Raw genomic sequence first — 21484 nt, 5'->3', positions numbered from 1 at the left:
GGGTCAGCCGCAGTTGGCCCAGCCGGTGCTCGTGCTGCCCGAGCCGACGTAGCCGGAGATGCGCACGCACTTGCCCTTGGCGCTCACCTTCACCGGGCCGGCGTAGTACTCGAAGCTGCCGTTGTCGGACTGGCTGCCGCCGCCCTGCGCCTCAAGGGTGACGCCCATCGACGTGCTCTTGCCGACGTCCGCCGTCTTGATGGTGACCGCGCAGTTCTGGCCGGTGCTGTTGTTCCACAGCTGGTACGTCACCCCGCCCGAGAACGAGGCGGACCGCTGCACCGAGAAGCCGGAGCCGCACACCTGCGTGGCCGTGTACGGGTTCTTGACCGGCGCGGCCGGCTTGGCCGTGGTCTTCGTCGGCTGGGGCTTGGCCGTCGTCTTCGTCGGCTGCGGCTCCTGCGTGGGCGTCGGGTCGGGCCGCTTCGTCGGCGTCTTGACCGGCGCCTTGGGGGTGGTCTTGGTCGGCTTCGGCGTCGGCTGCACCGTCTTGGTGACGGTCGCCTTCGGCTTCGGCGCCTGCGTCTTCTGCTGCTTCTTGGTGGGCTGTGCCCGCTTCGTCACGGTCGCCGGCGGCTGCGTCGGCACCACGACCGGCGTCGTCGGCAGCGCCGACGGGGTGGTGGGCGCCGTGGTCAGCTCGGGTACGTCGGGCGTCGCCGACGACCACTCGGTGGGCAGCACCAGCGGCCCCACGTCGTTGGTGTCGTTGCTGGCCGCCCACGGGACGGTGGCCTCGGCGGTCGCCTGCGGGTTCGCCGGGTCGGTGCCCTGCGGCGCCGGGCCCGTGGCGGTGCCGCTGGGCGTGGGAATGCCGTCGGTGTTCTCCTGCGCCACCGAAGCGGGTTCGACCTGCTGGAGGCGTACGTAGCGGTTGGCGCCCCACAGGCCCACGGCGGCGACGAGCGCGACCGTGGCGACGGCGGCGATCAACGCCAGTGGCAGCCCCCTGCGGGGCGCGGGCGACGACGACCGCTCGATCCTGATCTGCGCGGGCGGCTGCGGCGGGTCCGCCTCAGGCGGCCCCCACATGGTGCTCTCCGGCATCACGGGCCGCCCCTGCAACTGCGGGGGCGCCTGCGACTCGGGCCCGCCCTGCTGATGCGGTACGGGCACATTCGCCCCCGGCCCCTGCGAGCCAGGCCCCTGCGGCCCCGGCCCTTGCGGCCCCTGCATCCCAGGGCCGTGCATGCCAGGACTCTGCATCCCAGGACCCGGCACGGGCGTCCCCTGAAGCGGCGGCCCAGGAACGTGCGGCGGCGGCACGTGCGGCCCCGAAGGCGGACCCTGCGGGGGCAGATTCGGCCCGGAGAGCGGCCCATGCGGCGGCCCTTGAGGCGGCCCTTGCATCGGCACGCCCCCCTGAGGCATCCCCTGAAGGGGACCCCCCTGAGCGGGCACCGACGGATGGGGCCCCTGCGGCGGCACATGAGGACCGAACGGCGGCCCCTGCGGAGGTCCCTGAGGCGGGCCCTGAAGCGGCCCCTGCATCGGCGGCCCTTGCGGCGGCCCACCCGGCATCGGCAGCCGCGCGATCGTCACGCCTTCCAGCGGCGGCCCCTCAGGCGCACTCCGCGGCGCAGGCCCCTCACCCCCAGCCCCACCGGACCGGGGTCCGGGCGCACCGGCCTTGGACTCAGCCGCAACAGGCGCGCCGGCCTTGGACTCAGCCACCACTGGCGCGCCGGCCTTGGACTCACCTGCCACGGGCTCCTTGGGCTTAGGCCCATCCGCCACGGGCTTATCGGGCTTGGGCGCATCCTCTCCGGGCTTGGGCGCGTCCGCGACAGGCCCATCCGGTTTCTGCTCACCCGACTCGGACTGACCGGACTCCGCCGGCTGCGCCACCGGCTCGCCGGGCTTCGGCCCATCTGCGGCCGGCTTACCGGGCTCGCTGGGGTGCGCCGCGTCCGCCACCGGCTCGCCTGGCTTCGGCCCGTCCGCGGCCGGCTTCGGCGCTTCTGGGGTGGGGGCGTCCGTCTTCGAGCTGTCCGCGGCCGACGCGGCCACAGCCGGGGCCGGGACGACGGCTGCCGCGGCTGCTTCGGGCCTTGCCTCGGGCGTCTTCGGGGCGTCGCCGAGGACCTGCATCAAGGCGCTGTAGGTCGTCGGGCGGGAGCCGACCTCCCTGGTCAGGGCCGACAGCAGGACGCGGCGGAGTGGCTCGGCCGTGATGCCGACGTCGGGGTCGCCGTTCAGGGCGGCTTCACGGTCGGCGAACGGCGGGTGGCCGGTGCCCGCGTACACGATGGTGGCGGCCCAGGCGAAGACGTCGGCGTAGGGGCCGTACGGGCGGCCCTCCAGTTGCTCGGGCGCCTGGTAGGCGGCGTCGCCGACCGGGTCGCCGATGGCCGCGTCGGTGACGCGCGGGCCGTCGGGCCCGAGGATCACGTTGTGCGGGGTGAGCGAGCGGTGGGCCAGCCCGGCGAGGTGCACGGCGGACAGCGCGGTCAGCACGCCGACGGCCACGCGTTCGAGCGCGTCCCCGGTCAGCGGCTCGCCGTCGGCGACGGTTTCGGCCAGGCTCTTGCCCTCGACGTACTCGCGCACGACGTACGGCCGGTCGCCGTGGTGGCCGGCGTCGAGGACGCGGGCTACGTACGAGCTGGAGACCCGCTTGGCCCCCAGGTACCGATCAGGCTCACGCTCGGACTCCGGCTCGGCGGGGAGCAGCTTGATGGCCACCTTGGGCGCGTCCTCGGACTCGCGCCCGAGGAAGACTGCCCCTCTCGGCCCCTCTCCCAGCAGCCCGACAATGCTGAAAGCGCCGATCCGCTCTGGATCCCCAGGGCGCAAAGGGTGCATGCCCAAACCTTTCACCAGCAAAGCATGAATTGATCACATTCAACCAGATCTGTCACATCAGCATCAGGCGTTTCGGACGGCCGTCAACAAATCGTTGTGCCGTTTCCTTGCACCCGTAGTTACGGCGCCGTACAGATCAGCTGGACAGATCAGGTCGGCCGCCCGGGACGCCAGCCCCTCCGCCGGCCCATCGGGATCACCACGCGCATCGCCACCACCAGCAGCGCCAGCCCGATCGCGCAGGCCGCGACGAGCACGGCCAGATCGATGGCCTTCTCGTCCACGGGCGGGGCCTTGGTCACGGCGCTGCGCGGCAGCGGGGTCGGAGGGGGCGGCGCGACCACGGGCGCGTTGGCGGGCTCGAACGGCAGGATCGCGCTCACCGCCAGCATCGGGTTCACCATGCCCGCCCCCTTGCCCGCGCCGGTGGCGCCGTCGGCGGTGGCGATGATGCGCCGGCGTACCTGCGCCTGGTCGAGGCTGGGATGGCGGGCCCTGACGAGCGCGGCGACGCCCGCCACGTACGGCGCCGCGTAGCTGGTGCCGTCGAGCCCCTTGGCGTAGGCGCCGCCCGGCCAGGTCGAGGTGACGTCCTGGCCAGGCCCGATCACCGACACGGGCGTCTTGGTGTTGGAGAACTCGGCCAGCGTGCCTTGCGGCCCGGCCGCGCCCACCGCGAGCACGCCGTCGTAGCTGGCCGGGTAGGCGGGCGACGGGGTGCCGTCCTGGCGGGAGATGTTGCCGGCGGCGGCGACGATGACCGCGTCCTTGGCGAGCGCGTACCGTACGGCCGTTTCGAGCGCGGGGTGGTCGAGCGTCCTGCTCGACACGTTGATGACCTTGGCGCCCTGGTCGGCGGCGGCCTTGATGGCCTTGATGAGCAGCTGCGTGTCACCGTTCTGCTCGGTGTCGGTGAACTTGTACGACAGCAGCCGCGCCCCCGGCGCGACGCCGTGGAACAGCACGCCCTTGACGTATTGGGCGCCGATGATGCCCGCGACGGCGGTGCCGTGACCGACGCAGTCGCGGTAGCCGGAGCCGACGAGGTCGGCCTTGCCGCCCAGGCGGAGCTGCGGATGAGTGAGGTCGACACCGGTGTCGATGACCGCGACTGGTACGCCCGCGCCGGTCGACAGCGACCAGACGCCCTTGGGGTCGAGCCGCTTCTGCGCCCATGACTCGCCGACCTCCAGCTGCCCCCTGGGCGGATTGCAGTCGGGGGCGGCCCCAGCGGCGGCCCCAGCGGCGGCCCCTTGGACGGCTGGGGCGAGGGGAGCCTGCAAGGCGAGCACGCTGGCCAGGAGGACGCGACCAATCATGGAGAAAAAGGGTAGCCCGCCCGATTCGCCGCAAAGTTACGTTCGGCCAGAGTCCCTTTCACGGCGGGTCCCACGGGTCAACGGTAAGAAGCCCCGGCCGCTTCGCCAGGGCCTCTTCCGTTGATCATTTCGTGGCGGACTCGATGTTCTGCCGGTAGGTCCCGATGACCCGCGAAGCCTCCTGAAGCTCCTCGGTCATCCGCTGGAATGCCGTGCGGTAGTTCTGCCACGCCTGCTGGAAGCGCTGCGCCCCAGGACCCGTCCACGCCGTGCCGACCTTCGCGGCCTCGCGGTCGAGCGCGGTCATCGTCGTACGGACCGCCTCCGACTGCTGCGTGAACTGGCTGGACATCTGCTGCATTTCCGCGGGGTCGCCGCCGAGCATGCTCTGGCTCATGCATACCTCCTGGAACTTGTGAAAGCGCCCTCACACTAAGGAAGGGCCACCGCCCGTCGCCGGAGATATGCCGAGCGGCTATGGTCTACCCGAGGATTGTTCGGATCGAAAGGGAGGCCGCCAGCGCCTCCGAGAAGCCGGGACGACCAGCGGCGATAGGGTTCTCTTCCCGGCCGACCGGGAGCCGGGCGCGTCCCGGGGCAGCTGCTCGACGCGAACGACGGCAGGCACGTGGAGCCGCCGAACCTAGCAGGAAGGACGAAGGCCGGTGCGGAAGGTTCTGATCGCCAACCGCGGCGAGATCGCCGTACGAGTGGCCCGCGCGTGCGAGGACGCCGGCATCACCAGCGTGGCCGTCTACGCCGACCAGGACCTCGACGCCCTGCACGCCAAGGTCGCCGACGAGGCGTACGCGCTGCACGGGCAGACCCCGGCCGAGACCTACCTCGACGTGGACAAGCTCCTCGACATCGCCCGCCGCAGCGGTGCCGACGCCGTCCATCCCGGCTACGGCTTCCTCTCCGAGAACGCCGCCTTCGCCCAGGCCGTCATCGACGCGGGGCTGGTCTGGATCGGCCCGCCGCCCGCCGCGATCGCCGCGCTCGGCGACAAGGTGCAGGCCAGGCACATCGCGCAGAAGGTCGGCGCGCCGCTGGTCGCGGGCACCAAAGACCCGGTGAGCGGGGCCGCCGAGGTGGTGGCGTTCGCCGAGGAGCACGGGCTGCCGATCGCCATCAAGGCCGCGTACGGCGGCGGCGGGCGCGGCATCAAGGTCGCCCGCCGGCTCGAAGAGGTCGGCGAGCTGTACGAGTCGGCCGTCCGCGAGGCCGTGGCCGCGTTCGGGCGGGGCGAGTGCTTCGTCGAGCGCTACCTCGACCGGCCCCGCCACGTCGAGACGCAGTGCCTGGCCGACGCCCACGGCGACGTCGTCGTGGTCAGCACCCGCGACTGCTCGCTGCAGCGCCGCCACCAGAAGCTCGTGGAGGAGGCGCCCGCGCCGTTCCTCACCGCCGAGCAGGTCGAGGTCCTCTACGCCAGTTCCAAGGCCATCCTGAAGGAGGCGGGCTACGTCGGGGCCGGCACCTGCGAGTTCCTCGTCGGCCAGGACGGCACGATCTCCTTCCTGGAGGTCAACACCAGGCTTCAGGTCGAGCACCCGGTCAGCGAGGAAGTCGCGGGCATCGACCTCGTACGCGAGATGTTCCGCATCGCCGACGGAGAGCCGCTCGGCTACGACGACCCCGCGCTGCGCGGCCACTCGATCGAGTTCCGGGTCAACGCCGAGGACGCCGGCCGCAACTTCCTGCCCGCCCCCGGCACGCTGACCACGCTGCGCGCGCCGTCGGGGCCGGGGGTGCGGCTCGACTCCGGCTACGAGGCGGGCATGACGGTGCCGGGGACGTTCGACTCGCTGGTGGCCAAGCTGATCGTCACCGGCCGCACCCGTCAGGAGGCGCTCGAACGCTCCCGGCGGGCGCTGGCGGAGTTCGAGATCACCGGCATGCCGACCGTGCTGCCTTTCCACCGGGCCGTGGTGACGGATCCGGCGTTCGTGTCGGAGCCGTTCTCGGTGCACACGCGGTGGATCGAGACGGAGTGGGACAACCCGGTGGCGCCGTACGACGGGGACGTCGCGGCCGGCGAGGAGCCCGCCAGGGAGACGGTCACGGTCGAGGTCGGCGGCAAGCGGCTGGAGGTCGTGCTGCCCGCCGGGCTGGGCGCCGGGCTGGGCGACGCGGCCCCCGCGCAGGCCGCTCGCGGCAAGGCGCCGAGGCGCGCGGGCGGCGGCTCGAAGAAGCCGGCGGCCGGCGGCGACGCCCTGGTCAGCCCCATGCAGGGCACGATCGTCAAGGTCGTGGCCGGCGACGGCGACACCGTGAACGAGGGTGACACCGTGGTGGTGCTCGAAGCCATGAAGATGGAGCAGCCGCTGACGGCCCACAAGTCGGGCACCGTCACCGGGCTGACGGCGGCGGTCGGGCAGACCGTCACCTCCGGCGCGACGATCTGCGAGATCAAGGACTCCTGACGGTCCCTGATGGGGGCTTGGCCGGAGATCGACCCGACCGGGACCCAACCGGTGCCAGGCTGTTGCGCCACGGAGTGCTCCTGTGCGGCCCCGGACGGGTAGCGTGCCTCTTGAGGAACTTTGCCGACCGCCCATTCGTCCTCAAGGGCGAAGGAGGCTTGCTGCCCATGACCCACTCGCTGCGCCGAGCAGGGGCCGCGTTCGCGGCTCTGATCGCCGGTCTTATCGTCGTTCTTGCGCTGTCCCCTGCCGCCAACGCGGCGGCGCCACCGGATGCCGACACGGTCGTGTCCAACTGGAAGAAGGCGCCGCTCTATGTGGTGGCCGGCTCTGCCTTGTCGTCCGGTCAGGAGAGCGAGATCAACGACGCGCTCAAGGGCGCGGACACCAAGATCTACGCTGTGGCACTGCCCGACGGCACGATTGACCAGTCCAACATTGCGCCCTACATGAGCCAGCTCAGCTCCGCGCTGAGCAAGGCGGGCCGTCCTCGTGCGACCATCGCCGTCATCGACGGCCAGACCCTTTTCGCCGGATCCAACGCTCTGAGCAAGGGCCTGGCGGGCAACCTGGCCACCCGCGCGGTCAACGCCAACTCGGGCGACATCGTGGCCGGCATGAAGGACTTCACCAACCGCGTCGACATGGCCGCCAAGGGCGACCGTTCCGCGCTCGACTCCGGCAGCCAGGCCAACCCGGGCGCCGGCGGCACCGGGGCGCTGATCGCTCTCGGCGCGCTGGTCCTGGTCGGCGGTGGCGGCTACTTCCTCTACTCCAACAACAAGAAGAAGAAGCGGGCCATCCAGGAGGCCAAGGACCTCGCCGCGGTCAAGCAGACCGTCGAGGAGGACGTCACCAAGCTCGGCGAGGAGATCACCGCCGTCGACACCGACGTCACCCTGGCCGGCGAGGGCGGCAAGCACATCGAGGAGTGGCAGACCGCCCTCGACTCCTACGAGAAGGCCAAGACGCAGCTCGCCGCCGTGCAGCACGCCGACCAGGTCCGCGAGGTCACCCAGACCCTCGAAGACGGCCGCTACGCGCTCGCCGTGGTCAAGGCCAAGGTCAGCAACGAGCCGATCCCCGAGCGGCGTGCTCCCTGCTTCTTCAACCCGCAGCACGGCCCGTCCGTCCGCGACGTCCGCTGGGCCCCGCCCGGTGGCGCCGTCCGCGACGTGCCCGCCTGCAAGATGGACGCCGAGGCGATCGAGCGGGGCTTCGACCCGCAGATGCGTGAGGTCATGGTCGACGGCCAGCGGCGGCCCTACTACGACGCGGGTCCCGCCTACCAGCCCTACGCCTACGGCTACTACGGCGGCTTCGGCGACATCATGACCGGCATGTTCATCGGCACCATGATGGGCAGCATGCTCAGCGGCGGCTGGGGCATGGGCGGCTACGGCGCCGGCTACGCCGAGGGCTACTCCGACGCGGGCGGCGGCGGAGACTTCGGCGGCGGCGACTCCGGTGGCTGGGGTGACTTCGGCGGCGGAGGCGACTTCGGCGGCGGAGACTTCGGCGGCGGCGACTGGTGACCACCGGTCCCTGACCACAACCGAGAAGCCCCGGACCAGGTTTCCTGGCCGGGGCTTCTCGCTTTCCCAGGCCTGTTTTCTGGCCGGGGCTTCGTGCTTCCCGCGGACCGGTGGCCCGGCCGCCGGTTCTCGTTCGCGGTGGCCCTCCTCTACGGGGGCCCGGGTCACCCCTTCAGGGGCTGGTGGAAACGGACTGTGTTGCCCGCCGGGTCGCGGAAGGCGGCGTCGCGGACGCCGTAGGGCCGGTCGATGGGCTCCTGGAGGACCTCGGCGCCGGTGGCACGGACCCGTTCGAAGTCGGCGTCGAGGTCGTCACTGCTGAAGACGATCATCGGCAGCAGGCCCTTGACGAGCAGCTCGCGCAGCGCGTCACCTTCGGCCTCCGAGCGCCCCGCGTACGCGCTGGAGAGCACGATCTCGGGACCGCCGTGCACCGGGTCGCCCAGGGTCACCCACTGCTGCTGTCCGTCCCCGACGTCGCTGCGTACCTCGAAGCCGAGCCCGTCGCGGTAGAACGCGACCGCCTCGTTCATGTCGTCGACCGTGATGTGGCAGTACTGAAGTGCGAAAGTCATGACTGTCACGCTAGGCCGCACCACCCCGGCCGGGCTTCTCGAAACCTGACCGGTTGACGATCACCGAGGAAGGCACTTCCATGAACCCTGCAGACGTGGCGCTCGTCGTCATGGGCGGCCTGCCCGCCACCGGCAAGACCACGCTGTCGCGGCTGCTGGCCGGGCGGCTGCGTGCGGTGCATGTGCGGGTCGACACCATCGAGCAGGCGATCGTCCGTTCGGGCCTCGCCGAGCACCCGATCGGGCCCGCCGGGTACGTCGTCGCGTACGCGCTGGCCGAGGACCACCTGCGGCAGGGCCTCACGGTGGTGGCCGAGTCGGTGAACCCGCTGGCCGTCACCAGGGACGCGTGGCGTGAGGTGGGCGTACGCGCCGGGGTGCCGGTCACGGAGGTGGAGGTGGTCTGCTCCGACCAGGACGAGCACCGGCGGCGGGCGGAGTCGCGCCGGCTCGACATCCCGGGCCTGCGCCCGCCGAGCTGGCGGGAGATCGTGGAGCGCGCGTACGAACCGTGGGCCCGCGCCCACGTGACGATCGACACCGCGGGCCGCGGCCCCGAGGAGTCGGCGGGCGAGCTGCTGCGCGCGTTCGGGCGCGGCTGAGCCATCTCGGAATCGCTGTCAACCGTACGGGCCTCCCGGCCGGTATTCATCAGCGGAGGCGACGAGATGGAGACGCTGCATGGACGAGGGATTCGAGGAGTACGTGGCACACCGGCACGCACGCCTGTGCCGGATGGCCTACCTCCTGTGCCGGGACTGGGGCGCGGCGGAGGACCTCGTACAGACCGCGCTGGCGCGGGCCTGGCTGGCGTGGCGGCGCGTCGAGGGCGACCCCGACCCGTACGTCTACCGCATCATCGTCAACACGCACGCCACCTGGTGGCGGCGGCGCCGGCGCGGCGAGGTGCCCGCGGAGAGCCTGCCGGAGACGGCGGACCCGCGTGACCGCGCCGCGGAGGCGGACGACCAGGCGGCGTTGTGGGGCGCGATCGGCGCGCTGTCGCCGCGCCAGCGGGCGGTGGTCGTCCTGCACTACTTCGAGGGGCACACGCTGACCCAGGTCGCCGGCATCATCGGCTGCTCGCCGGGGGCGGTGAAGAGCCAGCTCAACCGGGCGCTCAACAAGCTCCGGATCGATCCTGACGTACGAAGCGTGCACGTGGAAGGGGCGCGGCGATGAGGCACACGGAGAGCGAGTTGGAGCGGCTGCTGGACGAGCGGAGCCGCAGCGCGCCGCCGTCCCCGGACCTGGGGGCGATCGTGCGGCGCGGCAGGCGGATCCGGCGCGGCAGGCGGGCGGCGTCGGCGGGCGCGGCGCTCGCGGTCGCTGCGGTCGCCCTCATGTACGGCCTCCCGTCTGCCCCGTCGCCGGCGCCGGTCGCGCGCCAGCCCACGGACACGGTCAGTCTCCAGCCGGAGCTCCCGCTGCCGGAGACGTTCCGGGTGAAGCTGGGCGACAAGGACTTCACCCTGCCCCTCCTCCACTCCGAGCGGTACGAGACCATGGGCGTCCCCCGGACGGTGACCTTCTCGCCGACCAGCAAGGACACCGCGCACATGGTGGTCTGCGACGACCCGCGGGCGTGGGTCGTCACCAGGAGCTCGCTCAAGGGCGGGGAGATGGGTGGCGGCGCCGGCAGGTGCGGCAAGGGATCGGGCGGGCATCACGACAAGCTGTCGGCCCCCGAAGGCTGGCTCGAACGCCCGCAGAAGATGCAGATCTGGGTCTTCCCCGCGGACGCCCCCATCGAGCGCGTGGCCGGCGAGGTCAAGGCGTGCCGGCCGGACATGAGCGAGGACGTCTGCGCGCGGCTGCGCGAGATGTCCCCGCTGATGTTCCCCGAGGTGCTCGAGCGGCTGTCGGCCGAGGTCGGCGAGCGCCCCGGCCGCTGGGCCGTCGGCATCTACGACCGCGCGGAGGAGGGCGAGTGAGCGTGCGCCTGTGGTGCCTGCGGCACGCCGAGTCGGAGAACGTCGTCACCCGCACGTCCGGCGCCCAGCCGCACGCCGAGCTGACCCCGCGGGGCCGCGACCAGGCGGCCGAGGCGGGCCGCCGGCTGCGCGGCGCGGGGATCTCGCACGTGTACGCGAGCAGCGCCGTCCGCGCCGCCACCACCGCCGGCATCGTCGCGGTGGTCGGCCACGTCGCCAGTCTGACCGCCGGGCTCGCCGTGCTGTGCGGGCTGGGCGGGCGCGTGTGGGGGGCGCCGCTGCCGCACGCGGAGCCGTTCGCCGTCGAGTGGGACGGAACCGCCTGGCGCTGCGGGAGCTGGCCTGCAGAATGTCTGATGTGATCTATCTTGCCGAGGCGGACCGGGTGGCCCTGCGGTACCTGTGCCTCCAGGACTTCGAGGAGCTCACGGCCCTGCACCGGGAGAGCGCCGACCTGCTCGCCCGGTGGATGCCGGGGCCGCCCATCGTCACGTACGCGGCCTTCGAGGCGTACGTGGCCAGGTTCGACGAGCCCGTGCACGAGGGATTCCTGATCTGCCGGCGCGACACGGGCGCGATCGTCGGCCGGGTCAACGTCAACAACATCGTCCGCGGCACCCACCAGTGCGGCACCATCGGCTACTCGGCGTTCGCCTCGACGACCGGGCGCGGCTACCTGACCGAGGGGCTGCGGCTGCTGGTGGGGCACGCGTTCGGGGACATGGGGCTGCACCGGCTGGAGGCCAACATCCAGCCGCACAACCAGCCGTCCATCGACCTGATCAAGAGGGTGGGGTTCCAGCGCGAGGGGTTCTCACCGAACTTCCAGTACATCGACGGTGCCTGGCGCGACCACGAGCGGTGGGCGATCACCGTGGAGATGACGTGAGGGAGACGGCGCGTGTCCTGCTGCTCGACGGGGCGGACAGAATCCTGCTGTACCGGGGGCTGCTGCTGCAGGTGGACGAGCCCTCGTACGCGTGGTTCACGCCCGGCGGCGGCATCGACCCCGGCGAGAGCCCGAGCGAGGCCGCCGCCCGCGAGCTGCGCGAGGAGCTGGGCCACGTGGTGCCGCCCGGGGCGCTCGGGCTGGTGGTGGCGACCAGCGAGGGCGGCTGGACGGTGGGCGGCCGCCGGCACCACGCCCGCGACCACTACTTCCTGCTGCGGGTGGACGGGCTTGAGGTGGACGACTCCGGCATGGACGACGACGAGCGCGCCTCGACCGACCGGTTCCAGTGGTGGACGGCGGCCGAGCTGGCCCGCGCCGACGAGCCCGTCGTCCCGTCGGGGCTCGCGCCCCTGGTCGAACGCCTCGCCGCCGGCGACCGCCCGGCCGCGCCGATCGTCCTGCCCTGGCACCTGCTCTCAGGGTGATGGGGGTTGATCACGTGAAGGGGCGGCGTGGCAGGATCGGTGCGTGACCTTCGCGCCGCTGCCCGAGACCGCCGCCTGGCGGCACGTGACCGCCCGTACCGGCTTCGAGGTCGCGTACTTCCGCCCGCATGAGGGCGGGCATCGCATCGAGGGCTGTACGACCGCCGTCGAGGACGGCCGTACGTGGGCGGTCGACTACACGATCGAGGTCGACACCTCGTGGACCACCCGCCTGGCCAGGGTCACCAGCCGCACGGTGACCGGCACCCGCCGCACGTTCCTGGAGTCCGACGGCAGGGGCCGCTGGCAGGTGGACGGCTCCCCCGCCCCCGACCTGGACGGCTGCCTCGACGTCGACCTGGAGTCCTCGGCGATGACCAACACGTTCCCTGTGCACCGCCTCCGCCTGGCGACGGGCTCAGGCGCCCCGGCCCCGGCCGCGTACGTCCGCGCCCTGGACCTGTCCGCGGAACGCCTCGATCAGCACTACACCCGCGCGGGCGACGACACCTACGATTACGCGGCACCGGCCTTCGAGGTCGCCTGCCGCCTCCACTACGACCCTTCGGCCCTCGTGCTCGACTACCCCGGCCTCGCCACCCGCGCGCTCTAGTTCGACGGGAGGAGGGTGCCCAGGGGGCCGAGGTCCAGGTTGAGGTCCTCCGGGGTGAGGTCGAAGCGGTCGCAGAGGTCCTCCATGGCCTCCTCCAGGCGCATCAGGGTGACGCCCAAGGTCTCGATCTGCTCGTCCGTCAGGTTGCCCTCCTCCATGCGGCGGACGCACTGGCGTTCCACGAGCTGGCGGATCAGCTCGATGAGGGTCAGGACGAGGCGGGACAGGTCGCGCTCGACCGTCTCCGAGTCGGCGGCGATGCGCCAGCGGGGCTTGTCCGCGCTCACGTCAGGTCCTCCCTTCGAGCTCGTCGACCGAGGCGATCAGGGCGTTCAGGGAGATGCGGACGATGTCGATGTCGGCGATCGACAGGACCAGGTCGCCGGTCAGCACGACGCCGCCCGCCAGCAGCCGGTCCAGCAGGTCCACCAGGGCGATCCGTTCGGGCGGCAGGTCGTCGGTGGCCACCATGTCCCGTACGTGCGTGGTCACGTCGTCTCCATGACCGTGAACGAGTAGGGCGCCCATGGGCCGGTCAGGCGGATCTCGACGCCGTCGCCGCCGAGGGTGCCCGCCAGCTCGGCGAACTCCGTGGCGCGGGCCTCGTCCACCAGGTAGGCGCCGTTCAGCAGCATCCAGTCGTGGCGGCCGGACAGGCGCGGGTCCTGGGGGCGGTGGCGGCAGCCGTCGGCGGCCAGGGCCGACAGCGTGCGGTGGATGTGGTCGGCGCGGCGCAGCGCCTGCTTGCGGAGCTGCTCCCGGCCGCGCAGGCTCGCCCTTCGCCGCTCCAGGTACGCCCGCCCCGGCCGCCCGTACGTCCCGTCGTCGCGGCCATGCCGAGCGCATGACGCCCCCGCGTCCTGCGTCTCGGGCTCTTCGCTTTGTGCCGCCTGCCCGCCGGAGACGGGGGTGTAGACCTTGACGCCCCATTCGTTGCGGCCCGTGACGTGCGACAGGACGCGGTGGAAGGTTGTTCCGCGGCGGGTCAGGAGGTCTTGGACCTGGTCGTCGCCGGCGTAGACCGTGACCAGGCGGACCGGGGCGGTGGTGGTGGCGGCGGCGATCGTGTCCACGACGCGGTGGTGGGCGCGGGCGGTCTCGGCCAGCCAGTCGAGGTCCTCAAGGCTGCGGCGCAGCGGCTCCTCGCCGAAGGTGTCGAACGGGACCGAGCTCACGTACGCCACCAGACCGTCGTGTTCGATCGTGCGGACGGGCGCGCCCGCCACGCCGGCCGGGGTCGAGAGGGGTTCGCGGGCGACCGCGTACAGGTACGTTCCCTCAGCCACCGACTTCCTCCCGTCCCTCGGCGACGGCCAGGCGGCGGCGCAGACGGCGGTTCTCCTCGACCAGTTCGCGGTCGCGTCCGGACAGCCAGGGGTCGTGCGCCCACCAGTCGATGCCCAGCTCCCTGGCGGTGTCGACGGAGGCGATCAGCAGCCTGAGCTTGATCGTGAGGAGTTCGATGTCCAGCAGGTTGACCCGGATGTCGCCGGCGATGACGATGCCCCGGTCGAGGACGCGTTCGAGGATGTCGCCGAGGTTGGCGGGCTCGCGGTTGGCGGGGCCCGACCCGTACGTGGGGCGGACGACGGGACCGGAGGTCATCACGCCTCCCCGAAGTCGGCGTTCGACCGCCGGTAGCGCCGGATCCTCCGATATGACAACAAGGTGCCCTCCATATCCATCTCCACCCGGTAGAGGGCGAGCATGTCGCCCGAGGACGGGATGCGGCGGTCCTCGACGAGCTCGACGTCCACCAGCCAGCCGTCGTCCGCCGGGACGACCGAGGTGACGCCCTCCGGTTCCTTCTTGGTCAGGTCGGCGATGTGCTGCATGCCGGCCTCGCCCGCCGACGCGGCGTCCAGCACCTCGACGACCTCCGAATCGTCAAGCTCCTCGGTGTCCGACCCCTCGGCGCTCACCTCCGGCTCACCTCCCCATCGCCAGTCGCAGGACCTCTTCGATGGCCCGGCGTTCCTCTTCCTCTGAGATCTCGCCGGCCCGCCTGGCCGCCTCGATCGCCTCGAGCCGCCGGCGTACGGCGGCCGGGTTGCGCAGCTCGCGTTCCGCCTGGTCCTGGATCATCTCGGCGAGCCTGACCAGCCCGCGCACCGGCGCGAGCGGCCAGGTGAAGATCAGCGAGATCAGCCCCACGCGCCGTACCCCCTTCAGCCCTGCGCGACGACGAAGTCGTACGGCGCCATCGGCCCGATGAGCCGCAGCTCCACGCGGCCCTCCCAGCGCTCGCCGAACTCCTTCAGCGCCCGCTCCAGGTCCTTCCGCTGGTCGGACTTGACGAGCAGGGCGACGTGGGCGGCGTCCCATTCGTGGGACGGCTCCCTGAGCGAGGCCTGCAGGTAGTAGCCGGACAGGCCGTCGAGCAGCAGGCGGGTGTCCATGTCCCGCTTGGCCTCGACGGAGGCGGTGATGATCTCGCCGAGCCTGATGCGCTCGTTCCGGGTGGCGTCCTCGGAGGTGCCGCGGATGGCGTCGCGCAGACCGGCGGCCTCCGGGCTCTCGGCGAGGATCTCGGTCAGGACGGGCCCTTCGGCGTAGCGGCCCTTGACGACGTACTGGGCGCTGCCGGCCAGCTCGTCGAGGGCGGCCACGAAGTCGTCGTGGTGCGGTGCGAGCAGCTCGTCCACGACGGCGCCCGTGTCGGACAGCACCGCCCCGAACCGGAACGGCAGCACGGGCCCCTTGGCGGCCATGCTGTCCAGCAGCTCCTCGTGGGCCAGCAGGTCGTCGGGGCGGCCGAGCGGCTTGTCCACGTTCACGCCGCTGACGACGGCCGCGATCTCGCCGTGCTTGACGAGCCGCACCTCGCCGGGAGGCTCTCCCAGCCCCTTCTGGTCGCGGCTCACCTCGGTCTCCGCCGGGACGATGCCGTAGACGTACGTGGCGAGGTTCTGGATCTCCTGGGTGGCCTGGCCGGTCCCGGAGACGTTGGTCGAGCGTCCCATAACGCTTGCTCTTCCTCTCACTTGAGCCGCATCTTCCTGGTGGGGGCGCTCCGGGGTTCCTTCTTCTCCTCCGCCTGCCCGGTCTCTTCGTCCGACCCGCTCAGCTCGCGCTGCTCCTCGCTTTCGACCACGCCCTGGATGGTGTCCTGGCCGGAGCCGCCGCCCTTGGCCAGGCCGATGGCCTCGGGCAGACTCTGCTCGCTCTGGGACATGTCCAGCCGGTTGGCGGCCTCGGCGAAGCGCAGGTAGGTGTCGACGCTGGCCACGACGACGCGCGCGTCGATGGTCAGGATCTCGATGCCGACGAGGGACACCCGGACGTAGGCGTCGATCACGAGCCCCCGGTCGAGGATCGTGTCGATGACGTCGGCGAGGCCGGTGGGGCCCCGCCCGCCGCCCTGCCCGGCCGACGCCGGCTGCACTGACGTAGTCATAGTGTGGTTCTCCCTCCGCCTCACCCGGCCTGCCCGGTGAAACCGACACGGAACCACATACGGCCGAAAACCGGACAGATTTGGGGTACGCCTCGCTTACATGCGGTTACCCACCGCGAATATTGAGGTGCGAGGGTGTTTACCTCAGCTGCTCGCGCGTACGGCCAGCTGCGGCGGCAGCAGCGTCGAGTCGGGCACCACACGGCCCTCCAGCTTGTCCATGACCAGCCTGACCGCCTCCCGGCCCACCTCCTCGGCCGGGATCAGCACGGAGGTCAGCGGCGGGCTGGCCCGCTCGGCCACGTCGTCGGGGCAGATCGCCACCACCGCCACGTCGTCCGGCACCCGGCGGCCGAGCTGGCGCAGCGCGGCCAGCACGTGTCCCACCGCCGACTCGTTGTGCACGACGAGCCCCGACAGGCCGGGGTGGTCGAGCAGCAGGTCGCGGACGGTCTCGTACACCTCGTCGAACGTCTCCTCGCAGGGCAGCGCGACGCCCTCGATGCCGTGCGTGCCCAATGCCTCGACGAAGCCCTCACGGGTGCGGGTGGCGAAGCCGGTGCCGCGGTCGTAGACGACCGAGGGGGCGCCGAGCAGCGCGATCTCCTCGTGCCCGCGCTCGGCCAGGTGCTCGACGCAGCGCGCACCGGCCGCGCGGAAGTCGAGGTCGACGCAGGTCAGCCCGGCGGGCTCGGCCGGGAAGCCGATGAGCACGCTCGGCTCCGGCAGCTCGCGCAGCAGCGGCACCCGCAGGTCGTCCAGTTCGACGTCCATCAGGACGAGCGCGTCCACGAGCGCGCTGGCGGCCACCCTGCGGATGCCCGCCGTGCCCTCGTCGGCGGTCAGCAGCAGCACGTCGTGGTCGAAGCGGCGGGCCGCCGTCACGACCGCGCTGGCGAAGCGCATCAGCACCGGCACGTGCATGCCGGCGCGCAGCGGCAGCACGAGCGCGATCACGTTGGAGCGCTTGCTGGCCAGCGCGCGGGCGCCGGCGTTGGGGTGGTAGCCCAGGGCGCGGACGCTGTCGAGCACCCGCCGCCGGGTGTCGGCCGAGATCGTACGCTTGCCGCTCAGCACGTACGACACCGTGCTCACGGCCACGCCGGCGTGCTTGGCCACCTCCGCGATGGTGACCGTGCGCCCGCTCAAGCCCCGGCTCCGAGCTCGATCACCGTCAGCGTCACGCCCTCGTTCTCGAACACCACGTACAGATCGTGCACCCCGTCCACGCCTTCGAGGGAGACCGGAATGGCCTGATGGTCGTACCGGCCGGTCCTGGGCACGGGGAAACCGGCCGGCGCCGGGCCGTGCAGCGGGTCGCCGAGCCGTACGGTGATCATGCCGCCCTCGGTGCTGCCCGCCCTGGCCAGGCAGGTCGTGACGCCGGTCAGGTCGACCTCGCGGAACAGGATCCAGGCGCCCTCGGCGTCGGAGCGCACGGCGTCGCCGTCCAGCCGGCTCGCGTCCACGAACGTGATCGCGTCGTACTCGTCGTGGCAGGCGGCGCGCAGCGGCCCGCGCTGCGGCGGCACGACCTCGCCCTCGACCTCGAAGCCCGCGCTCAGTTGCAGGTCGGTGGCGCTGCGGCCGACCATGAGCCGGTGCGGCGCGCGCTCGACGACGAACCTGCCCCTCGTGACGTCCCAGAACGCCAGCTCGGAGACCGGCAGCCGCAGCTCGACCGTACGGCTCTCGCCCGGCCCCAGCCGCACCTTCTCGAACCCGCGCAACCGGCGCAGCGGCTGTTTGACCCGGGAGCGCTGCTGGTGGGTGTAGAACTGCACGATCTCGACGCCGGGCCGCGACCCGGTGTTGGTGACCGTCACCTCGGCGTGCACCACGTCGCCGTCGAGGCGGACGCGCAGCCCCGTGTAGCCGAACGTGGTGTAGCTCAGCCCGTGGCCGAAGGGGTGCAGGGGGACGCCGCGGAAGTACTGGTAGGTGGCGTCGGAGGCGATGATGTCGTAGTCGAGCAGGTCGGGCAGCTCGTGCTCGGAGCGGTACCACGTCTGGGTCAGCCTGCCCTCGGGGTCGGCGTCGCCGAACAGCACCTCGGCCAGCGCGTGGCCGTACTCCTGGCCGCCGTGGGCCGACCAGAGCACGGCGGGCAGGTCACCGGTCGTCCAGGTCAGCGGGTAGCCGCTGGTGAGCACGAGCACGGTGCGCGGGTTGGCCTCGCGCGCGGCCCGTACGACGGCGTCCTGCGCGGGGGCCAGCGCCAGCGTCAGCCTGTCCTCGGTCTCCCTGCCGTTGACCAGCGGATGGTCACCGGCCACCACGATGGCCACGTCGGCCTCCGCGGCCAGCCTGGCGGCCTCGGCGGTGCCGCTCCTGACGACGTCCATGGCCAGCCAGACGGCCTGGTCGGCGTCGTCCACCAAGCGCAGCACGCCGTCGTCGGCGGCGCCGACGTAGCAGCCGGTGGAGATGTGGCGCAGGGCGAGCGTGCCGCGCGGCCGCTCCTCCATGCGGAATGTCTGGCGCACCTCCCACCCGTTCGGCCCCGGCTGGTCGTTGACCAAGGTGGTGCCGTCCACCGAGACGAAGCGGCCGGTGGTCACGGAGCGCAGCGCGTACGCGCCGCCACCCCAGTCGAAGACGTCGAACAGCCCCGCCTCCTGCGCCCCCGCGCTGAGCGGCCCGCCGGCCGGGTCGGCGGCGACCGGGCCGGACTCGGCGGTCAGCGTCACCCGGTCCACCGCCTCGCAGAACACGGTCTCGCACCGCTCGGCCAGCCCGGCGCGGGCGGTGACGGCGTACGGCAGGGTGCCGCTGTACCAGTCCTCCATCAGCGTGTCGCCGAGTTGCCCGAGCACCGCGACCTTGCGGACGTCGCGGAGCGGCAGCAGCCCGTCGTTCTCCAGCAGCACGAACGAGCGCCGCGCCGCCTCCCTGGCCAGCATCCGGTGCTCGGTGCAGTTGACGACGGAGTCGGTGACGTCGTCGTACGGCGTCGCCGGGTCGAACTCCCCCAGCCGGAACCTGATGGCGAGGGCGTGCCCGGCGGCCTGGTCGATGTCCTGCTCGGTGAGCAGCCCCTGGTCGAGCGCGGCACGCAGGTGGCCGAGCGTGGCCTGCGCGCGGTCGTCGTCCTGAGTGAAGCTGTCGAGACCGGCCCTGACCGCGTGCGCGTACGCCTCGGGCAGGGTGTCGTGGTAGCCCTGGAGCGCGGTGAGGTTGCCCGGCGCGTACGCGTCGCTCACCACCAGGAGGTCCCCCGGGGCCCAGGCGCGCAGCACCTGCCCGATGAGCGGGCTGAGGTGCGCGGGCCGCCCGTTGACCAGGTTGTACGACGGCATGACGGCCACCGCGGCGCCCGACTCGATGGGCTGCTTGTAGGCGGGCAGCTCGTACTCGTGCAGCACCCTGGGGGGCAGGTTGCTGGAGGTGGTGCAGCGGTCGGTCTCGTTGTTGTAGGCGAGGAAGTGCTTGAGCGTGGGCGCGGTCTTGAGCACGGCCGGCGGCCCGTCCTCGTCGGGAGCGCTCCCACCGAGCCCGCGCGCGTACGCCGTGGCGAGGACCGAGGTCAGCCACGGGTCCTCGGAGTACCCCTCCTCGTTACGCCCCCACCGAGGGTCGCGCAGCGGGTTGACCACCGGCGCCCACACGTTGAGCCCCGCCCCCGCCGGGTCCTTGTGGTGACAGGCCACCACCTCGTCGCCGGCCGCCGCGCCCACCCGGTGCAACAGATCAGGGTCCCAGGTCGAGGCGAGCCCGATGGCCTGCGGGAAGACGGTGGCGGGGCCGAGCCAGGCCAGGCCGTGCAGCGCCTCGGTGCCCGTACGGAAGGGGCCGATCCCCAGCCGCTCCACCGGTGCCTGGTACTGGTGCAGCAGGCCCAGCTTCTCCTCGATGGTGAGCCTGCGCAGCACGTCGCCGATCCGGTCGTGAAGGGGGGCCGCTGGGTCGCGGAAGGGGGGTTCTTGCATGATCATCCCTCTGAGAGTGTCGAAGCGCTTCGACGACCGGCCTGGGGAAGTTACGCGGAAATTTCAGTGGATTGACTGAAGGGTGCACGCCCATGTGACCAAGGTCAAGGGATTCGCGCCAATCCTCCTGGCAATCTTCCCGAATCGATCGAGTCGAGCACCCGCGCCGCGCCCCCGAGCGCCGCCGCGTCGTGCCCCAGCGTCGAGGCCACGACCTCGGGCGCTCCCGGAGCGACCACCCGCCTGCCCAGCTCGTCGTGGACGGCGGGCAGCACCCACGGCGCCAGCGGGACGTAGTAGCCGCCGAGGATCACCACCGCGGGGTCGAGCAGGTTGGCCAGGATCGCCACGCCCTGGCCGAGACCCGTGCCGACCGAGGTGAGCCGGGCCAGCGTGCCGGGATCGCCGGAGCGCGCCTGGCGGACGACCTCCTCGATCTCGGCCTGCGTCTCGGCCGGCGACAGGTCCTTGCGCAGCACCGCGCCGATGCCGGCCACCGCCTCCAGGCAGCCGCGCCGGCCGCAGTGGCAGGCGGGCCCTTCCGGGTCGAGCTGCACGTGGCCGATCTCACCGCTGTAGCCGAGCCCGCCCCTGCGCAGCCGGCCGTCGAGGATGATGCCGGCGCCCACGCCGACGCCGCCGCTGAGGTAGACCAGGTCGGCGGCGCCCGCGTAAGGGCCGAAGCGCTGCTCGGCCAGGGCCGCGAGGTTGGCGTCGTTGTCGACCTGGATGGGGAAGCCGGGGTCGCGCAGCGCCTTGGCCAGGTCGCCGCCGAGGTCGGCGTCGTGCCAGCCGAGGTTGGGCGCGAGGCGTACGGTGCCCTGCACGTCGACCAGGCCGGGCACGGCCACGGCGAGGCCGAGCACCTGGCGCTCCTCCTTGGCCATGCGGTTGACCACGCGCCGGACGATCGCGCCGACGCCCGCCACGCTCTGACTGACCGAGTCGCCGCCGGAGAACGCCCGCCGCCAGGCCAGCAGCCGCCCGCCCGCGAGGTCGGTGGCCACGGCCGAGACGGTGTCGACGCCGATCTCGACCCCGATGGCCGCGTACGGCGAGCCGTCGAGGACGAGCATCGTGGCCGGCCGGCCGACGCGGTTCTCGGTCAGCCCGGTCTCGCGCACGAGCCGGCGGTCGATGAGGTCGGCGACCAGGCTGGAGACGGTCGCCTTGTTGAGCCCCGTGGAGGCGGCGATGTCGGCGCGCGAGCACGGCGCGTGCTCGCGGACGAAGCGCAGCACGACCGCGAGGTTGGTGGCCCGTACGTCGGCGAAGTCGGCCGGCTGAGGGCCGGTCGTAGAAGTGATCAATATCAGCCCCGTTCCCGCCAAGAAGTGATCCCAGCATGCCGCATCGCCGGCTTTCTCCACCAACCGGAGACCCGCCGCTGCGGCGGTCCGTCGTGCGGGTTGCTCATCGGCACCAACCTGTGACCGTCGCGATCCCTTGTGGCTGCAGTCACACTCTACTAATTTGTTTGGTCGAAATACCAACTAATTGTAGGTGGGGCGCGGTCCGTGGTCCACCGCGGGCAGCGGGGTTCCGCGCCCCAGCGCCCATCCCATCCCATCCCG

The 21484-nt window shown here is 72.2% G+C and carries 23 protein-coding genes and 1 pseudogene; 9 read left to right on the top strand and 15 right to left on the bottom strand.

Translation table 11 applies throughout. The annotated features are described in order from the left end of the window. Positions 1-3 precede the first annotated feature (3 nt). The 3 genes from AB0K18_RS18260 to AB0K18_RS18250 all read right to left on the bottom strand — a co-directional run bounded on the left by AB0K18_RS18260 (position 4) and on the right by AB0K18_RS18250 (position 4521). A complete protein-coding gene (locus tag AB0K18_RS18260; protein WP_364915278.1) occupies positions 4-2805 on the bottom strand; it encodes a protein kinase in 2802 nt (933 codons plus the stop codon). Between the two features lie 149 nt (positions 2806-2954). Next, positions 2955-4124 carry a S8 family serine peptidase gene (locus tag AB0K18_RS18255; protein WP_364915276.1) on the bottom strand — a complete coding sequence of 390 codons (1170 nt, stop codon included), beginning with the start codon at positions 4122-4124 and terminating at the stop codon, positions 2955-2957. A 124-nt stretch (positions 4125-4248) separates the two neighbouring features. Next, positions 4249-4521, bottom strand: a complete 273-nt coding sequence (locus AB0K18_RS18250; protein WP_345396257.1) for a WXG100 family type VII secretion target — start codon at positions 4519-4521, stop codon at positions 4249-4251. Positions 4522-4789: 268 nt separating this feature from the next. On the opposite strand from AB0K18_RS18250, the gene AB0K18_RS18245 reads away from it, so the two are divergent. Together AB0K18_RS18245 and AB0K18_RS18240 are read left to right on the top strand one after the other, a co-directional pair. Further along, a complete protein-coding gene (locus tag AB0K18_RS18245) occupies positions 4790-6550 on the top strand; it encodes a biotin carboxylase N-terminal domain-containing protein (protein WP_364915274.1) in 1761 nt (586 codons plus the stop codon). A gap of 167 nt (positions 6551-6717) precedes the next feature. Next, positions 6718-8085 carry a hypothetical protein gene (locus AB0K18_RS18240; RefSeq protein WP_364915272.1) on the top strand — a complete coding sequence of 456 codons (1368 nt, stop codon included), beginning with the start codon at positions 6718-6720 and terminating at the stop codon, positions 8083-8085. A 164-nt stretch (positions 8086-8249) separates the two neighbouring features. On the opposite strand, the gene AB0K18_RS18235 is transcribed toward AB0K18_RS18240, so the two are convergent. After that, the gene (locus AB0K18_RS18235) at positions 8250-8660 is read right to left on the bottom strand and encodes a VOC family protein (RefSeq protein WP_364915270.1); all 411 of its coding nucleotides are present in this window, start codon (positions 8658-8660) and stop codon (positions 8250-8252) included. Between the two features lie 80 nt (positions 8661-8740). On the opposite strand from AB0K18_RS18235, the gene AB0K18_RS18230 reads away from it, so the two are divergent. The 7 genes from AB0K18_RS18230 (at position 8741) to AB0K18_RS18200 (ending at position 12584) form a co-directional block, all read left to right on the top strand. Beyond that, complete coding sequence (locus AB0K18_RS18230) at positions 8741-9262, top strand: AAA family ATPase (protein WP_364915268.1); 522 nt, start codon at positions 8741-8743, stop codon at positions 9260-9262. A gap of 79 nt (positions 9263-9341) precedes the next feature. After that, entirely contained in the window at positions 9342-9842 is a 501-nt protein-coding gene (locus AB0K18_RS18225; RefSeq protein ID WP_364915266.1) for a SigE family RNA polymerase sigma factor, read from the top strand. Beyond that, complete coding sequence (locus AB0K18_RS18220; protein WP_364915264.1) at positions 9839-10594, top strand: hypothetical protein; 756 nt, start codon at positions 9839-9841, stop codon at positions 10592-10594. The genes AB0K18_RS18225 and AB0K18_RS18220 overlap by 4 nt, the downstream gene beginning before the upstream one ends. After that, positions 10591-10956, top strand: a complete 366-nt coding sequence (locus AB0K18_RS18215; RefSeq protein WP_364915262.1) for a histidine phosphatase family protein — start codon at positions 10591-10593, stop codon at positions 10954-10956. Before AB0K18_RS18220 ends, AB0K18_RS18215 begins: the two co-directional genes overlap by 4 nt. Beyond that, on the top strand, positions 10953-11483 hold the full coding sequence (locus tag AB0K18_RS18210; RefSeq protein ID WP_364915260.1) for a GNAT family protein: 531 nt from the start codon (positions 10953-10955) through the stop codon (positions 11481-11483). Before AB0K18_RS18215 ends, AB0K18_RS18210 begins: the two co-directional genes overlap by 4 nt. Further along, positions 11480-11971 (top strand): NUDIX domain-containing protein, encoded by a 492-nt coding sequence (locus AB0K18_RS18205; protein ID WP_364915258.1) that lies wholly within the window; start codon positions 11480-11482, stop codon positions 11969-11971. The genes AB0K18_RS18210 and AB0K18_RS18205 overlap by 4 nt, the downstream gene beginning before the upstream one ends. A 43-nt stretch (positions 11972-12014) precedes the next feature. Next, the gene (locus AB0K18_RS18200) at positions 12015-12584 is read left to right on the top strand and encodes a putative glycolipid-binding domain-containing protein (RefSeq protein WP_364915256.1); all 570 of its coding nucleotides are present in this window, start codon (positions 12015-12017) and stop codon (positions 12582-12584) included. On the opposite strand, the gene AB0K18_RS18195 is transcribed toward AB0K18_RS18200, so the two are convergent. From AB0K18_RS18195 to AB0K18_RS18145, 11 genes and pseudogenes are all read right to left on the bottom strand, one after another. Beyond that, positions 12581-12871, bottom strand: coding sequence for a gas vesicle protein K (locus tag AB0K18_RS18195; RefSeq protein ID WP_345396215.1), 291 nt, complete (start codon positions 12869-12871; stop codon positions 12581-12583). The two genes, AB0K18_RS18200 and AB0K18_RS18195, sit on opposite strands and share 4 nt — an antisense overlap. A 1-nt stretch (position 12872) precedes the next feature. Then, positions 12873-13076: a gas vesicle protein gene (locus AB0K18_RS18190; RefSeq protein WP_364915254.1), complete on the bottom strand. Its 204-nt coding sequence runs from the start codon at positions 13074-13076 to the stop codon at positions 12873-12875. Next, a complete protein-coding gene (locus AB0K18_RS18185; protein ID WP_364915252.1) occupies positions 13073-13870 on the bottom strand; it encodes a GvpL/GvpF family gas vesicle protein in 798 nt (265 codons plus the stop codon). Before AB0K18_RS18185 ends, AB0K18_RS18190 begins: the two co-directional genes overlap by 4 nt. Next, positions 13863-14189 (bottom strand): gas vesicle protein GvpJ, encoded by a 327-nt coding sequence (gene gvpJ, locus AB0K18_RS18180; protein WP_345396206.1) that lies wholly within the window; start codon positions 14187-14189, stop codon positions 13863-13865. The genes AB0K18_RS18185 and gvpJ (AB0K18_RS18180) overlap by 8 nt, the downstream gene beginning before the upstream one ends. Then, the gene (gvpO, locus tag AB0K18_RS18175) at positions 14189-14506 is read right to left on the bottom strand and encodes a gas vesicle protein GvpO (RefSeq protein ID WP_364915250.1); all 318 of its coding nucleotides are present in this window, start codon (positions 14504-14506) and stop codon (positions 14189-14191) included. Before gvpO ends, gvpJ (AB0K18_RS18180) begins: the two co-directional genes overlap by 1 nt. Positions 14507-14513: 7 nt before the next feature. Then, positions 14514-14738, bottom strand: coding sequence for a gas vesicle protein GvpG (locus tag AB0K18_RS18170; RefSeq protein ID WP_345396200.1), 225 nt, complete (start codon positions 14736-14738; stop codon positions 14514-14516). A 14-nt stretch (positions 14739-14752) separates the two neighbouring features. Then, positions 14753-15547 (bottom strand): GvpL/GvpF family gas vesicle protein, encoded by a 795-nt coding sequence (locus AB0K18_RS18165; RefSeq protein WP_364915247.1) that lies wholly within the window; start codon positions 15545-15547, stop codon positions 14753-14755. Positions 15548-15774: 227 nt separating this feature from the next. Next, a pseudogene (gvpJ, locus tag AB0K18_RS18160) lies at positions 15775-15981 on the bottom strand (gas vesicle protein GvpJ); the annotation flags it as partial. A 144-nt stretch (positions 15982-16125) separates the two neighbouring features. Further along, positions 16126-17130 carry a LacI family DNA-binding transcriptional regulator gene (locus tag AB0K18_RS18155; RefSeq protein WP_364555016.1) on the bottom strand — a complete coding sequence of 335 codons (1005 nt, stop codon included), beginning with the start codon at positions 17128-17130 and terminating at the stop codon, positions 16126-16128. Continuing rightward, complete coding sequence (locus AB0K18_RS18150; protein ID WP_364915245.1) at positions 17127-19916, bottom strand: glycoside hydrolase family 3 C-terminal domain-containing protein; 2790 nt, start codon at positions 19914-19916, stop codon at positions 17127-17129. Before AB0K18_RS18150 ends, AB0K18_RS18155 begins: the two co-directional genes overlap by 4 nt. Positions 19917-20014: 98 nt before the next feature. Continuing rightward, positions 20015-21220 (bottom strand): ROK family transcriptional regulator, encoded by a 1206-nt coding sequence (locus AB0K18_RS18145; RefSeq protein ID WP_364915243.1) that lies wholly within the window; start codon positions 21218-21220, stop codon positions 20015-20017. Between the last annotated feature and the right edge of the window lie 264 nt (positions 21221-21484).

The organism is Nonomuraea sp. NPDC049421, assembly GCF_040677005.1.
Classification (GTDB): Bacteria; Actinomycetota; Actinomycetes; order Streptosporangiales; family Streptosporangiaceae; genus Nonomuraea; species Nonomuraea salmonea.
The sequence above is the reverse complement of the archived record's forward strand: the minus strand, read 5'-3'. Positions and strand labels throughout refer to the sequence as shown.

What these genes read in the sequence shown, in the direction of transcription:
- AB0K18_RS18255 (WP_364915276.1), bottom strand. Translation starts at nt 4,124, where the DNA reads ATGATTGGTCGCGTCCTCCTGGCCAGCGTGCTCGCCTTGCAGGCTCCC.
- AB0K18_RS18220 (WP_364915264.1), top strand. Translation starts at nt 9,839, where the DNA reads ATGAGGCACACGGAGAGCGAGTTGGAGCGGCTGCTGGACGAGCGGAGC.
- AB0K18_RS18240 (WP_364915272.1), top strand. Translation starts at nt 6,718, where the DNA reads ATGACCCACTCGCTGCGCCGAGCAGGGGCCGCGTTCGCGGCTCTGATC.
- AB0K18_RS18230 (WP_364915268.1), top strand. Translation starts at nt 8,741, where the DNA reads ATGAACCCTGCAGACGTGGCGCTCGTCGTCATGGGCGGCCTGCCCGCC.
- AB0K18_RS18150 (WP_364915245.1), bottom strand. Translation starts at nt 19,916, where the DNA reads ATGATCATGCAAGAACCCCCCTTCCGCGACCCAGCGGCCCCCCTTCAC.
- AB0K18_RS18250 (WP_345396257.1), bottom strand. Translation starts at nt 4,521, where the DNA reads ATGAGCCAGAGCATGCTCGGCGGCGACCCCGCGGAAATGCAGCAGATG.
- AB0K18_RS18260 (WP_364915278.1), bottom strand. Translation starts at nt 2,805, where the DNA reads ATGCACCCTTTGCGCCCTGGGGATCCAGAGCGGATCGGCGCTTTCAGC.
- gvpJ (WP_345396206.1), bottom strand. Translation starts at nt 14,189, where the DNA reads ATGACCTCCGGTCCCGTCGTCCGCCCCACGTACGGGTCGGGCCCCGCC.
- AB0K18_RS18165 (WP_364915247.1), bottom strand. Translation starts at nt 15,547, where the DNA reads ATGGGACGCTCGACCAACGTCTCCGGGACCGGCCAGGCCACCCAGGAG.
- AB0K18_RS18225 (WP_364915266.1), top strand. Translation starts at nt 9,342, where the DNA reads ATGGACGAGGGATTCGAGGAGTACGTGGCACACCGGCACGCACGCCTG.
- AB0K18_RS18235 (WP_364915270.1), bottom strand. Translation starts at nt 8,660, where the DNA reads ATGACTTTCGCACTTCAGTACTGCCACATCACGGTCGACGACATGAAC.